At 36.7% G+C, this 13,579-nt stretch carries 17 protein-coding genes; 14 read left to right on the top strand and 3 right to left on the bottom strand.

Features of this window, described 5'->3' with window-relative positions; all coding sequences use genetic code 11:
- The first annotated feature begins 93 nt into the window (after nucleotides 1-93).
- A complete protein-coding gene (locus RCG17_RS08305) occupies nucleotides 94-1,443 on the top strand; it encodes a glucose-6-phosphate isomerase (protein ID WP_308174717.1) in 1,350 nt (449 codons plus the stop codon).
- A gap of 388 nt (nucleotides 1,444-1,831) precedes the next feature.
- Nucleotides 1,832-2,242 (top strand): YugN-like family protein, encoded by a 411-nt coding sequence (locus tag RCG17_RS08300; protein WP_308174716.1) that lies wholly within the window; start codon nucleotides 1,832-1,834, stop codon nucleotides 2,240-2,242.
- 1 nt (nucleotide 2,243) lies between these two features.
- Here the strand turns inward: RCG17_RS08300 and RCG17_RS08295 are convergent, their stop codons facing one another.
- A complete protein-coding gene (locus tag RCG17_RS08295; RefSeq protein WP_308175791.1) occupies nucleotides 2,244-3,236 on the bottom strand; it encodes an ion channel in 993 nt (330 codons plus the stop codon).
- A 208-nt stretch (nucleotides 3,237-3,444) separates the two neighbouring features.
- On the opposite strand from RCG17_RS08295, the gene RCG17_RS08290 reads away from it, so the two are divergent.
- From RCG17_RS08290 to RCG17_RS08275, 4 genes are all read left to right on the top strand, one after another.
- Complete coding sequence (locus RCG17_RS08290; RefSeq protein ID WP_308174715.1) at nucleotides 3,445-3,594, top strand: aspartyl-phosphate phosphatase Spo0E family protein; 150 nt, start codon at nucleotides 3,445-3,447, stop codon at nucleotides 3,592-3,594.
- A 143-nt stretch (nucleotides 3,595-3,737) separates the two neighbouring features.
- The gene (locus RCG17_RS08285; RefSeq protein WP_308174714.1) at nucleotides 3,738-5,411 is read left to right on the top strand and encodes a DUF6044 family protein; all 1,674 of its coding nucleotides are present in this window, start codon (nucleotides 3,738-3,740) and stop codon (nucleotides 5,409-5,411) included.
- A gap of 18 nt (nucleotides 5,412-5,429) precedes the next feature.
- The gene (locus RCG17_RS08280) at nucleotides 5,430-6,470 is read left to right on the top strand and encodes a glycosyltransferase family 2 protein (protein ID WP_308174713.1); all 1,041 of its coding nucleotides are present in this window, start codon (nucleotides 5,430-5,432) and stop codon (nucleotides 6,468-6,470) included.
- 118 nt (nucleotides 6,471-6,588) lie between these two features.
- Nucleotides 6,589-7,215, top strand: a complete 627-nt coding sequence (locus RCG17_RS08275) for a LysE family transporter (protein WP_308174712.1) — start codon at nucleotides 6,589-6,591, stop codon at nucleotides 7,213-7,215.
- A 23-nt stretch (nucleotides 7,216-7,238) separates the two neighbouring features.
- Here the strand turns inward: RCG17_RS08275 and RCG17_RS08270 are convergent, their stop codons facing one another.
- A complete protein-coding gene (locus tag RCG17_RS08270; RefSeq protein ID WP_308174711.1) occupies nucleotides 7,239-7,409 on the bottom strand; it encodes a hypothetical protein in 171 nt (56 codons plus the stop codon).
- 411 nt (nucleotides 7,410-7,820) lie between these two features.
- Here RCG17_RS08270 and RCG17_RS08265 point away from each other — a divergent pair, with 411 nt between their 5' ends.
- Complete coding sequence (locus tag RCG17_RS08265) at nucleotides 7,821-8,573, top strand: TraR/DksA C4-type zinc finger protein (RefSeq protein WP_308174710.1); 753 nt, start codon at nucleotides 7,821-7,823, stop codon at nucleotides 8,571-8,573.
- Nucleotides 8,574-8,651: 78 nt separating this feature from the next.
- Here the strand turns inward: RCG17_RS08265 and RCG17_RS08260 are convergent, their stop codons facing one another.
- On the bottom strand, nucleotides 8,652-8,825 hold the full coding sequence (locus RCG17_RS08260) for a YozQ family protein (RefSeq protein WP_308174709.1): 174 nt from the start codon (nucleotides 8,823-8,825) through the stop codon (nucleotides 8,652-8,654).
- A 103-nt stretch (nucleotides 8,826-8,928) separates the two neighbouring features.
- Between RCG17_RS08260 and RCG17_RS08255 the strand changes: the two genes are divergently transcribed.
- The 7 genes from RCG17_RS08255 to RCG17_RS08225 all read left to right on the top strand — a co-directional run bounded on the left by RCG17_RS08255 (nucleotide 8,929) and on the right by RCG17_RS08225 (nucleotide 13,559).
- Nucleotides 8,929-9,072, top strand: coding sequence for a hypothetical protein (locus RCG17_RS08255; protein WP_308174708.1), 144 nt, complete (start codon nucleotides 8,929-8,931; stop codon nucleotides 9,070-9,072).
- A 117-nt stretch (nucleotides 9,073-9,189) separates the two neighbouring features.
- Nucleotides 9,190-10,083: a cation diffusion facilitator family transporter gene (locus RCG17_RS08250; RefSeq protein ID WP_308174707.1), complete on the top strand. Its 894-nt coding sequence runs from the start codon at nucleotides 9,190-9,192 to the stop codon at nucleotides 10,081-10,083.
- A 258-nt stretch (nucleotides 10,084-10,341) separates the two neighbouring features.
- Nucleotides 10,342-11,280 carry a magnesium transporter CorA family protein gene (locus RCG17_RS08245; RefSeq protein WP_308174706.1) on the top strand — a complete coding sequence of 313 codons (939 nt, stop codon included), beginning with the start codon at nucleotides 10,342-10,344 and terminating at the stop codon, nucleotides 11,278-11,280.
- A gap of 187 nt (nucleotides 11,281-11,467) precedes the next feature.
- Nucleotides 11,468-11,653 (top strand): hypothetical protein, encoded by a 186-nt coding sequence (locus RCG17_RS08240; RefSeq protein WP_308174705.1) that lies wholly within the window; start codon nucleotides 11,468-11,470, stop codon nucleotides 11,651-11,653.
- Between the two features lie 94 nt (nucleotides 11,654-11,747).
- The gene (locus RCG17_RS08235) at nucleotides 11,748-12,149 is read left to right on the top strand and encodes a cytosolic protein (protein WP_308174704.1); all 402 of its coding nucleotides are present in this window, start codon (nucleotides 11,748-11,750) and stop codon (nucleotides 12,147-12,149) included.
- Nucleotides 12,150-12,367: 218 nt separating this feature from the next.
- Nucleotides 12,368-13,177 carry a hypothetical protein gene (locus tag RCG17_RS08230; RefSeq protein WP_308174703.1) on the top strand — a complete coding sequence of 270 codons (810 nt, stop codon included), beginning with the start codon at nucleotides 12,368-12,370 and terminating at the stop codon, nucleotides 13,175-13,177.
- Nucleotides 13,161-13,559: a GGDEF domain-containing protein gene (locus RCG17_RS08225; protein ID WP_308174702.1), complete on the top strand. Its 399-nt coding sequence runs from the start codon at nucleotides 13,161-13,163 to the stop codon at nucleotides 13,557-13,559. Before RCG17_RS08230 ends, RCG17_RS08225 begins: the two co-directional genes overlap by 17 nt.
- The last annotated feature ends 20 nt before the right edge of the window (nucleotides 13,560-13,579 follow it).

Raw genomic sequence — 13,579 nt, 5'->3', positions numbered from 1 at the left:
TTTTTTTGTAAGGGGTATCATACAAGAGAGCATTCTTGAAAATCTGTAAAGCTTTGGTTAAAGTGATAATGAAACATAAAAAGGAGGAACTTCATGACACACATTCGTTTTGATTACTCAAAAGCACTAACTTTCTTTAGTGAGCATGAACTTACATATCTAAGTGACTTGGTTAAAGTTGCTCATCATTCTTTACATGAGAAAACAGGTGCGGGCAGTGACTTTTTAGGATGGATTGACCTTCCTGTTGATTATGACAAGGAAGAGTTTGCCCGAATTCAAAAAGCAGCAGAAAAAATTAAATCAGATTCAGAAGTTTTACTTGTTATTGGGATTGGCGGTTCCTACTTGGGAGCGCGTGCAGCCGTTGAAATGCTAAATCATAGCTTTTATAATGCTCTTTCAAAAGATAAACGGAAAACGCCGCAAATCATTTTCTGTGGAAATAACATCAGTTCCAGCTATATGAAGGATGTTATCGACCTATTGGATGGCAAAGATTTTTCTATCAACGTCATCTCTAAATCTGGAACAACAACGGAACCAGCGATTGCCTTCCGTATTTTCCGCAAGCTTCTTCAGGAAAAATACGGAGTAGAAAAAGCGCGGCAACGAATCTATGCGACAACTGACAAAGCCCGCGGGGCATTAAAAACCTTAGCAAATGAAGAAGGCTACGAGTCTTTCGTCATTCCGGATGATATCGGCGGCCGTTACTCTGTGCTAACCGCAGTTGGTTTACTGCCGATCGCTGCCAGCGGTGCAGATATTGAAAAAATGATGAGTGGTGCTGCAGCAGCACGTGAAGATTTCAGCGGTTCTGAATTAGTGGAAAACCCAGCCTACCAATATGCAGCAGTTCGGAATGCTCTTTATAATAAAGGCAAAACGATCGAGATGCTGATAAATTATGAGCCAGGTCTCCAATATTTTTCAGAGTGGTGGAAGCAGTTGTTTGGTGAAAGTGAAGGAAAAGATCAAAAAGGAATCTATCCTTCATCAGCTAATTTTTCAACTGACCTTCATTCACTGGGCCAATATGTTCAAGAAGGACGACGTGATTTATTTGAGACAATTATTAAGGTAGATCAGCCTCGTCATGAGTTGAAAATTGAAAAAGAAGAAAATGATCTGGATGGTTTAAATTATCTTGCAGGTCAAACAATTGATTTTGTAAATAATAAAGCATTTGAAGGAACAATGCTTGCGCATACAGATGGCGGCGTTCCAAACTTAATCGTTACGATTCCGTCTCTTGACGCCTATACCTTTGGCTATCTCGTTTATTTCTTTGAAAAAGCATGCGCCATGAGCGGCTATCTTCTGGGGGTTAATCCATTTGACCAGCCTGGCGTTGAAGCCTACAAGGTTAACATGTTTGCCTTGTTAGGAAAGCCTGGCTATGAGGAGAAAAAAGCTGAATTAGAAAAACGGCTGAAATAAGGTGAGATGAAGTGCTGTTCGCAGCACTTCTTTTTTATGCATGTTTAAGCGAATAAATAGCTAAACATTCCACTTCTAAGCGAAAAGTAGGGAGAAGTGGAATAAATAAGAGCCAATCATTCCACTTCTCGCAAAAAACAAGGAAAAAAGGAATGAATGGCTAGGATAAGTGAATTGTGGATAATTATTTTCTATATGTGCACGAAAAGGACCAAATTGTGAATACTTGTTTGAAAATTGTGAATAACCCTGTGAATTCTGTTAATAACCTTATTAATTTGTGGAAAGATTCAGAAGTATGTGAATAAGTTGCTAGAAACTGTGTATATCTAAAATCTCATGTAATTCCCTTCCCATGGGTAAACTATTGAAAAAGGGGGATTTTGCAATGATTGAAATACCGTCCAAATTGGAAGGCAGACAATTTGATTTGTATAAGCTAGAGCAAAAGTTAAAGCCAATTGGCTATTCAATTGGCGGCGGCTGGGATTACGATCATGGTGTTTTTGACTATAAAATTGGTGAAGATGAAGAGGGTTATCAATTCCTTCGCCTTCCTTTTTCCCCAATTGATGGGCAATTGGATAGCCGAAATTGCACTGTAAGCTTAGGGAGACCATTTTTGCTGGCTCACAATTTCCAAGGTGAACTGGATGATCATGCGAATTCTGGCAATTTCGCTGCAGCCATTAATCAATTTTCTGAACCAGTGGATAAGGATGCTGATTTTCCCAACAAATATATTGATAATGGCAAACGCCTTGTAGCCGAGCTGGAATCAATCTTGTTATCAGATTAAGTCATTTAATGACCAATAGTTGATCTTGGTTGTTAATTAGGAAAGCGGGGGAAGGATTTAATATTGTTTCTTCCTCTCTTTTTATGCCTATTAATTGATATTTCTGCTGATAGAGAAGTGCATGGACTTCGGCATAGCTTTTTCCTGAAAAAATATCATCTGAGAGTATCTCAAGTCGATTTTCCTTTAATTGATATACTATGTCTGATAACAACCCATCATGGGAAGAATATAAGCTATTTTCCATAAAAATACTTGTCAGCTTATTGGATTGGATTACCTCATCAGCCCCAGCCCGCATAGCATTTGTGACTTGTTCCGATGTCAAAATTTCAATAATACATTTTACGTTTGGACACAGCCCTTTTATTGTAAGCAATGTTAAAATGCTGTGCATATCTGCTTGATGTTCGTTGTTTCCACGGTCTGCTGTTATAAGGACCGTTTCGGCTTCAGCGATATTACTTTTTAAAATCGTTTCATCCATGTGAGATTTTCCTTGAATAAAATGAACATATTTAGAATCGACAGGATTGGTTTTTAGTGTTTCATCTATTAAGATGATATTGGGTGTGGGAGTGAGGGCTGTTAATCTGTCTATGAGTTCCCGTGACCTTTCATTCCAGCCTATAATAACGATATGCTCCATTCCTCTAAAAGCAATTTTCCCCTCTGTGAACCGATCCTGTCTTGTAACAGCAGCACTGGCAAGTGTAATAAAATAGGTAGAAACAAAACCTGCCCCAGCTAAAATAAGCGTTACAGCGGCAATCCTGCCTAAAAAGGTCTGAGGAACATAATCTCCATAACCTACTGTAGAAGCTGTAATAATGGCCCACCATATTCCATCAAATATGGTAGGGAAAGTATGGGGCTCTAGTAAATGGATGATGATACCAAAGCTAAGAAACACAAAGAGAGCAATAAATAAAACTCTTATCAAAAGAGGAAGCCGTAAAAATGTAATATAGAGCCGATTTTGCAAAAAAAGCACCCCAATCAAACGTCATTCTTTCATTCATTATTAACGAAAAAAACAAACATCATAATCAAAAAGACAGGTAATTCATTTTAGAAATGATTAATTGATTTGTTCGCGAAATGTTATGAATTTTTACACAAATGCTACTTGTCTAATCCGACAAAAAAAGGTAATCTAGGAGTAACGACCTATATAAGACATTTTGAAAAGAGGATGGGCTATGAAGGAACTCTTAAAGAATATCGAAGAAACAAGGAAGAAAATGATTGTATTGGCACACCAGTATGGATATTCTAACCCGACAGTCGTTCAATGCAGCCAAAAGCTTGATCTCCTTTTAAATGCTTATAGTACGAAAGTTAGCCAGTAACTCTATTTAACTCTAGACAAACACCTTCCGAAATAATAGGAAGGTGTTTTTTATTATGTGAAAATTCGACAAATAATAAGAATAATTTTCAAGCATTCTGTAAACCTTATAAATAAATTACTGCTTTTTTGAGGTGTACAGCTTTGTTTATTGATTTTCTAAAGGAGCGGAAATGGCTGGTCCTTTCCTTGTTAATTCTTTCCTTTTACCTGGCACCATTGTTTATCCTGCAAGAAAACGCACATATCCGTGTTCATGATAACTTAGATTCAAATCTTGCATGGTACAAAGTATTAGCAAGAAGCGGTCAGATGTTAGGTCCCTTACAAGGGATCATTCCGCAAATCATTAATGGACTGCCAAGAAATGCCTTAGGAACAGAGTATAGTGGAATTGTCTGGTTGTATGTCTTTTTTCCAACCATGATTGCTTATGGGATTAGTCAAGCAGTGACCAGAGTTGCAGCCTTTTTTGGAATGTATTTGTTATTAAAAAAACATTTGCTGACAGATCATAAGTGGCGTTTTTTTCAAACGGGTGCAGCACTTGCATTTTCGCTAACGCCTTTTTGGCCGTCAGGAATGCTGAGTACACTGGGGATGCCTTTAGCATTATGGGCGTTTTTAAATATCCGCAAAGGAGAAGAAATTGGAAAAAGCCTAATAACACTGACATTGTTGCCGTTCTATTCAAGCTTCGTATTGGGCTTTTTCTTTTTTTTAAGTGTAATCAGCTTATTCTGGCTTAGTGATGTTTTTAGGGGGAAAGGCTGGAACTTACGCTTTTTTGCAGCGATTATTTATATGTCTTCGATTTACATGCTTGTTGAGTATCGGCTTGTCTTTTCTTTTCTGTATAAAGGGGAGCCCAACAGCAGGGATGAATTTTCGTATGCCCAATTGCCTTTTTGGAAAGTTGTCCACTTAACCTTTAAAAACTATTTTATAGGACATACCCATGACATGACATTGCATACCCTGATTGTTTTGCCAATTACCTTTTTTGCTATGTATTATGTGTGGGAAAAAAGGTTTTGGAAGCAGGAAAGAGTATTTGTCTTGTTATTTGTTCTCAATTTTTTACTGTCCGTTTGGTATGGTTTTTGGTTTTATAAGGGATGGGCTCCAATTGTAAAGCATTTTCACTTTTTAAATACGTTTAATTTTGCTCGTTACCATTTTTTGAGTCCGTTTGTCCTTTATGCGGATTTTGCTCTTGCTTTAAAAATCCTTTCTACATTGGGAAGAAACTGGAGAAAGACGGCACAAACAATGGTCATTTTACAGATTGCCTTTCTTTTTTTGTATAATGATGAATTCATTTATCATCAAAAGCCAACTGTGAAAGAGTTTTATGCAGAAGACTTATTCAAAGATATTAAGAATTACATTGCTTTGCCACAGAAGGATTACCGTGTTGCAAGTATTGGTATCCATCCAGCGATTTCTCAATTTAATGGTTTTTATACGCTGGATACTTACAATAACTTTTATCCATTAAGCTATAAACATAAATTCAGAAGAATTATAGCGAATGAATTAGCAGTGAATCCAATCATTCGAAAATATTATGATCTCTGGGGTGGACGCTGTTATATTTTTACAAGCCAATTAGGGAAACATTATATGATTAAAAAAGATTCCAAGAGGCATCTTCGAAACCTTCAACTCAATACCAATGAATTTAAGAAAATGGGCGGAAGGTACTTTTTTTCAGCGTTGCGGATTGATAATGCATCCGAAAATCATCTTAAGCTGGATAAAATTTTTGTCAATAAACATTCAGCCTGGAAAATTTATTTATATGAAGTCATGTAACTTCTGGAGGTATTGCACATGATTGAACCGATTCTAACGATTGTTGTTCCTTGTTATAACGAGGAAGAAGTTTTACCAGAGACGATTTTTGAATTAAACAATTTACTGATTGATTTAGTAAATGAAAGGCTGGTTTCTAACCGCAGCCGGCTTCTTTTTGTCGATGATGGCAGTAAAGATGAAACATGGCAAATCATCTACAAAGAAGGACTAAGAAAAGAGCATGTTCACGGTTTAAAGCTTTCACGTAATGTTGGACATCAGAATGCATTATTGGCGGGGGTATTCACAGCGAAGGATTATTCGGATTGTGTGATTTCGATTGATGCAGATTTGCAGGATGATATTCAGGTGATTCGTGAGTTTATTCAAAAGTTTACCGAGGGTAATGAGATTGTGTATGGAGTGCGTAAGTGCCGTGAAACGGATACTTTTTTTAAACGGTTTACGGCTCAAGGATTTTATAAGCTGATGAGTAAAATGGGTGTGGATCTTGTTTATAATCATGCTGACTTCAGACTTATGAGCAGGAGGGCTATTTCTGAATTAGAACGTTATAGGGAAGCAAATTTATTTTTAAGAGGCATTGTTCCATTGATTGGTTTTCAATCAACAAAGGTCTTCTACGATCGTAAAATCAGAAAGGCGGGTCAAACAAAGTATCCGTTAAAAAAAATGCTGGCATTTGCATTTGATGGGATTACTTCTTTTTCGGTAACTCCGATCAGAGCTGTCCTTTTGATCGGCCTTGTTTCATTTTTTGTAAGTCTTATGTTTGGTGGATATTTTTTAACACTGAAGTTTTTCGGGGAAACCCAGACAGGCTGGACATCCTTGATCACCTCCATTTGGTTAATCGGGGGGCTGCAGCTAATTGCAATTGGATTAATTGGAGAATATGTTGGGAAAATTTATAAAGAATCAAAACATCGTCCTAAATATTCAATCGATATTGATACATTTAGTCTGGCAATGCCTGGTCATTTAAAGAAAAAGGCTAAACTTGAGGAAGAATTATTTCTGTTTAATCAGCTAAAGGATGCCTCAGAAAGAAAATAAGTTTTTGTTGTGCTTTCATTTTTTTGGAGGCATCTTTTATATTTTTTAGTGGTACAACCTTCCATCGATGAATAAAAATTGGTAGACAGGCTTTTTATCGCGGGGGGGGGGTTATCGGATGAACGTATTTTTAAGCTATATTTTGCTGGGACTGTCATTAGCGGCCCCGATAGGGCCAATCAATGCAGCCCAAATTGACCGAGGGATTCGAAATGGATTCATGCATGCATGGTTTGTCGGCGTTGGGGCTGTACTTGCTGATGCCATTTATATGTTAGCTGTTTACATAGGTGTTCATCAGTTTCTTGGTACTCCGTTTATGAAAACATTTCTATGGACGTTTGGCAGTTTCGTTCTGTTTTATACAGGTGTCGAAAGTATGATTAATGCAGGAAAAGTTAAATTAGAAAAGAACAGGAATAAAGAACCGTTAATCAAATCATTATTATCGGGATTTTTTATGTCAATCTCCAACCCATTAACCATTCTTTTTTGGCTGGGGATTTATGGATCCATTTTAGCTAAGGCAGCGGCTTCCTATGAAAGCAGCCAGCTTATTCTTTACAGTAGTGCCATTTTTATTGGTTTATTGCTTTGGGATTTCACAATGGCAGGAATCTCAAGCAGCTTTAAAAAATATCTAACCCCAAGTTTGCTCGTGTTTATTTCTTTTCTTTCAGGGTTTTCTTTGATTGGATTTGGGATTTATTTTGGAGTTCAAGCATTTAACGCCTTATTTGGATGAGAAAGCTGGCAAAGTAGCCAGCTTTATTTTAGCTCTGATTCTCTTCCTGTTGCACCGATGGCTTTGTCTGTAATTTCTTGATTATTATACTCTTGGTCGTTTAGCCCAGGCGGTTGTTTTCTGTCAGTACCAAGATATTCTCCTTGATGCTGCTGCTGTACTTTATTAAACTTTTCGAAGTCTTCATTTACCATAAGATCCCTCTTTTTTCTTAGGCTGTGTAAAATTGACTGTTGATTTCCACTCCAGGCACTGCTTTCCGCGGGCGTGCCGGGGAGCCTCCTCGGCGCTTTAGCGCCTGTGGGGTCTCCCCAGCCCCGTACTCCCGCAGGAGTCAAGTGCCTTCCGTTCCAATCAACAGGTTAAAAAATCATCGATTATCATTAACACAGCCACTTAAAATATGTTGACGTTTTTAAGTTACTCTCTAAAGAAAGACTTATACCTTCAGGTTAATGTTCTAATTAGGATTTTGTTGGAATTGTTGATTTGTTACATAATCATTCGTTAATAACTTGAAAATATAAAGGTACAAGATGTAATACCAAACAAAGTTCATCATATATAAATCAACTTGTGAAGTTTTTTGAAGGGAGTAATGACGGATGCTGTCGACACAGAAACTTGCTGAGCTCCGCTTGCAGTTGCTTAAGGATAAAGAGGATTTAGAAGAGCATCTTAAACAAAATGACAACTTTGGATTGAACCGCGGTCATTACCATGAATCAATGGGGGAGTTATCCAGTTACGATAATCATCCTGCAGATGAAGGAACAGATTTATATGAGCGAGAAAAGGATATAGCTCTTGAAGAACATTACAAACTTGAACTCGGAAATATCAGCCAAGCCTTAGAGACAATGGAAAATGGAACGTACGGAAAATGTCAGGTTTGCGGAAAAGAAATTCCTATTGAAAGGTTAGAGGCACTGCCAAATACGATTTATTGTAAAGAGCATAGTCCCGATCAAATTACTGACCATACACGTCCGTTAGAAGAAGGCGTATTGATGCCGCCATGGGGCAAGTTTGATATGGACAGGCAGCATGAAACTGTCGCCTTCGACGCAGAAGATTCCTGGCAAACCGTAGCCCAGTGGGGAACATCAGAAACTCCGTCCGATTTAGCTTTTTCCCAGGATGATTACCAGGATATCTATATTGAATCTGATGAAAATGTTGGCTATGTAGAGGACTTTGAGAACTTTGTGGGTAATGATATGTATGGAAAAAATGTAACGGTCTACCCTAATCAGCAGCACGAACAATATGAAGCTGCTCTAGATGAAGAGGGAATTATGACGACCTTTGGTGATTTGCCTGCATATGAGCACGACCCATACGTTGATCATGATTAAAAAAAGAAAACAGTTCTCAAAATAGAGAGCTGTTTTCTATGGCTGTTTATTTCTTCTTTTGTTTAGTAAATCAGAAATTCATCCGTTTTTATTGTCGATTTTAGCACCAATCTCGCCTTCCATGTAGGAATCACTAAATTGTTCATGTGTTTCAGCAAGGCCTGATGATAATTGATCTGTTTTTTGATAATCACTTGGATCATAAACTCTTCCCGCCACTTTCTGGCTGTCTTTTGGTACTTTTTGGTCCATTCATAAACACTCCTTTCTTAAAGATTTTTTACAAACGTATTTTTACCAATTAAGAAAGGATTACTCCTTTCATTATGCGATAAATTTTCTAGGAGGCTAAAACATGAATAAAAATAGGGAATTTCCCTCAAGAGAGGAATTAAATGATGCTTTTCATTTGCTTCAAGATCAAATTACAAGAATTACAGTTGAAGAGGAACAGGAAATGGTAAGTAGTGAAAAAAACGGGAAAAATGGAGAAACTTAAGTTAAAATAGGAATGAGCATTTTCAAAATAGGCAGAGTAAGCAGCCCATGATAACTATAAAGCCACCTATACTTGTTTTGGGATGGTTAAAGAAAAGTGCCTGAGGTGGTTAAAAGAATGGAACAGAGGGAAGCTATTGCTAATAAAATAGCATGGATTAGTTTGATATGTAATATTGTATTGACTCTAGGAAAAATCATTATCGGATTAATTGGAAATAGTGATGCCGTTTTTGCTGATGGTATTCACTCTGCGGCGGATGTTTTTGCCTCTGTCATCGTTTTGCTGGTTATTCAAATTTCTAATAAGCCAGCAGATAAAGAACATCCATATGGACATGGTAAAGCAGAGGTAATCGTATCTGGTATCATCGGTATCATCCTATTTATGGTTGCGCTTTATGTCGTGTACGAAGGGGTTAGTGGTTTCTTCCAAAGGATCGAGCCACCAAGCTTTTTAGCCATGTGGGTTGCTTTTTTTTCCTTTATTACAAAGGTTTTTTTATATCGAACATCCCTTAAGGTGGCTAAACAAAACAATAGCAAAGCCATTGAAGCCATTGCAATTGATCATAAAGCAGATATTGTTGCATCCATTGCCGCTTCCATAGGGGTTTTAATTTCAATTATTGGGGAAAGATTTGACCTGAGGTTTTTACTTTATGGAGATAAAGTAGCCAGTATTTTTGTGGCCTACCTCATTTTTAGAATTTCTAAAACAATGCTGACAGAAGCGTTTAATATTTTATTGGAGCGGAGTATCAATCCAGAAACATTACAGGAATATGTTTCTGTTATCCTTACGTTTCCAGAAGTAAAGCGAATCGATCGCCTTAGAGCAAGAGAACACGGTCATTATGTATTAGTTGATTTGCGGATTGCCATTGACCATAGTATGACGATTAAGCAGGGGCATGACCTCTCCAAAAAAGTAAAGGAAACATTAATGAGCAAATACGATAATATAAAAGAAGTGTTAATACACATAAACCCTTATTATCCAAAAGAATAGCCAAGTTTCTTCAAAAACGGGTTTGTGCTTTCTTGTATTTGGGTTTATGATAAAGAAGTATGTATTTGTATTATTACAGAGAATAAACGTTTTTTTAAGAGAGAGGAGTTGATATTGTTGAGTTTTCCCATAGACCCAGACCCGAATAGGGGAGGGGAAGTCAATTTCCTTCAATTGAATGAATTGGATTCTACAAGAATATCAGCTCTGAATAAGGTAAGCTGACTTCCTCGGTAAGACAGTGAGGAGGTTTTACGCATGTTGGAGATTTATAAAAGCAATGAGGGGAAGGCGTTAGAATCTGTCGATGTGATTTCGAAAGGCTGCTGGGTAAATATGTATGCCCCAACAGAAGCAGAAATTAATCGTGTTGCGCAGGATGCAGACATATCGGTTGACTTAATCAAAGATGCTTTGGACGATGAAGAGCGTCCAAGGATTGAAAGAGAAGACGGTCAAGTATATATTATCGTCGACTATCCATATATTACGTATGATGATTCCGGTTTTCCCATTTACGAAACCATCCCGATTGGTATTGTACTGACAGATGATTGCTTAATAACTGTTTCGTTAAAAGACTCGCCCATTATGGAGGACTTTAGAAAAAACCGAGTCAAAGAATTTTTTACTTTTAAAAAGACAAGATTTGCCCTGCAAATTTTGTTTGTCATTTCTTCCTATTATTTACGTTATCTCAAACAAATTAATAAGAAAACAAATGAAATTGAACGAGAAGTTCATCAGTCATTAAAAAATAAGGAATTATACGCATTTTTAGCTTTAGAAAAAAGTTTGGTTTATTTTACGACCTCGCTAAAATCAAATAAAGTGGTTTTGGATAAAATCCTTCGCTTTAATTATTTGAAAATGTACGATGAGGACAAGGACTTATTAGAAGACGTTATTATTGAAAAAACTCAGGCAATTGAAATGGCAGAAACCTACCGTTCAATTTTAAGCGGGATGATGAACGCTTTTGCCTCAATTATTTCGAACAACTTAAACATTGTGATGAAGTTTTTAACATCGATTACGATTATCTTATCGTTTCCGACGATGGTGGCAAGCTTCTATGGGATGAACGTCGATATCCCATTTCAGCACGCCCACCATTCATATATAGCACCATTAGTCATATCCGGATTTTTAACTACGTTAACTGCCTTTATCTTTTGGAAAAAGAAATACTTTTGAAGCTTCCAAAACAAGCCTGTCCTCTTATCAAGATTTCACATTCCTGTGTTAAATCTTGATAAGAGGTCGGGCTTTACTTTTTATCATAGGTATCTGTAGAATCCATTGGCAAATGGACAGAATCAGAATAAAAAATAAAATTCCACAAAAGCTAGAGAAAAGATTTTTTTCGAAAGGGGTAATGAATATGACGAGAGAAGAAAAAGGACCGATGTTTCAAAGCGGTGAGACGACAGACCAATTATATAAAGGACTTTATGGGATGGAGCCAGAAATGAGCTTACTCTCTGTCAATTTTGCTACGACGGAAAATCCTTTCTTAAATGAACATTATCAAAATGATCCGAAGGATAAAGAAGACGAACACAATTGAAAATAAGAAAGTTTGAAAAACGTGAAAAAAAACTGAACAATAGGGTATCCTATAAATATGTGTTTAGAAAGTACGGTTTTAAGGAGGAATGAAAATGCAATCATTTGTAGTTAGTTTCCATCAGGAAGATAATGTCGATTCCATGCAAGTTCAAAAGTTAAACCATGAAGATTTTGAAAAAGCAACAGAGGGTGGAACAAGGCACCTATTTGAATTGGATACCAATGTTGGTCTGTTTGTATTTTTTGATGCTGCTGATGTTGATGGTGTCATTTCTTATCTTGTTCTGCAATATGAAGAAGACAATGAAGAACCAACCGGATGTTATGCCTTCCGCTTAGAGGATTTCTATGAATTTACTGCGCTTTATTTAAATGACATGGGATATGATGAAGAAACAGATAATGAGGAAGAAGAAGAGGAATACGGGCCAATTCACCATCTTGCCCATCTCCTTTTTCACATTGTTGAAGCAGGAAATGGTATCAAGTTATAATTATTGGAGGATGTCTGAACAAGGAAGTAGCCTTGTTTTAAGGCATCTTCTTTTTTTATGCACATATTTTTGAGGAAAATAAAAAGGCAGAATTCCTTCAAGTAAATAATATACTATTTTTTGTAAAAAGTTTTCAGGTGAAGTGGAAAAAATTTCTGTATAATAGGAATATATACCCATAATAATAGGGGATTTACAAAATTAAGGGGCTAATTATAATGGAGAAAAGAATAAAAGGACAGTTTTCATTTATATTTATTCGCTTAATGGGCCTCTTTTCAATTGGTGTTGGCTTAAGAGAGATATTTATGATCGATGATGAAAAGCTTATCTTTAATCTTATTGCTCTGTCCCTGTTTTATTTGTTTTTTTCTCCATTTTCCGTAACCCTTCCAAGTGGGGCTAACTGGCGTCCAGGAATGGCCTTTATCCTATTCTCTCTCTTATATTTCGATTATAAACTTGTTATTCTTGTTGCTATACCTGGAACAATATTTGTGGCTTGGAAAGGCAAAGGGTTTTTTAAACGCTTTTTCCTTACAATTGGCCATTTGGCAATAGGAATCTTTGCTGCAGGATTTGCCCGTGAAGTATTAAACGTAGAGTATTCTGTTAACCTTATTACCTACTTTGCCATTACTGTTTGCCTATTTGTCCATTTTTGCTTCAACCGCCTTGTAGCAGCTTTCATTGTGTCACAACGCAAGCAAAGAAGTTTTTTGAAACAAATCGCTCTGATTAAGAAGGACCTTAATTGGGGATATTTCTGTGCTTATATTTTAGGTATTTTAATGTTTCTGATTTTTAGGGTATACAGTGTTCCTGGTATACTGCTCGTCATTTTATTACTTATATCAATCTATCAAGCTTTTACCTATTTCAAAAAACTAAAAGACATTGAAGAAAAAGTGTATATAGATGTGCTTACAGGTGCTGAAAACAGAATGGCATGGGAAGCGTATCAAAATCAATTGGATAAAAATGATACCGGTCTGATCAGGAATTATCTTTATGATGGATTTGGATAACTTCAAAATGATGAATGACACATTCGGCCATGAATTTGGGGATGGGATTCTTAAGGAATTTGTTACCCATGTCAAAACTGTCATGACGAGGAAATTTAGGATCTTTCGTTATGGCGGCGATGAATTCATTGTAGTTGTCCCTGCACCTCTTGAGGAGTATGCCGATGTTTACAGCGAAGTAAGTAAAATGCTTTTGTTACAAAATAAGCTTTGGAAACAGCAGGGACTTGACGTTTCAGTTAGTTTTGGACAAGCTTATCTATCTGAGCAAGAAAGTATCATTAATATCGTTCGAAAGGCAGATAAGTTAATGTATATGAATAAGTTTGAAAAAAGTATGGTCAAAAATAGTAAGAGCAATGGAAAAATATTAATCAAATAAGGGAACTTCCTGCAATTAGC

This window comes from Neobacillus sp. PS3-12 (genome assembly GCF_030915385.1).
Taxonomy (GTDB): domain Bacteria; phylum Bacillota; class Bacilli; order Bacillales; family Cytobacillaceae; genus JAEVLT01.
This window is presented reverse-complemented; position numbering and strand designations above follow the sequence as displayed.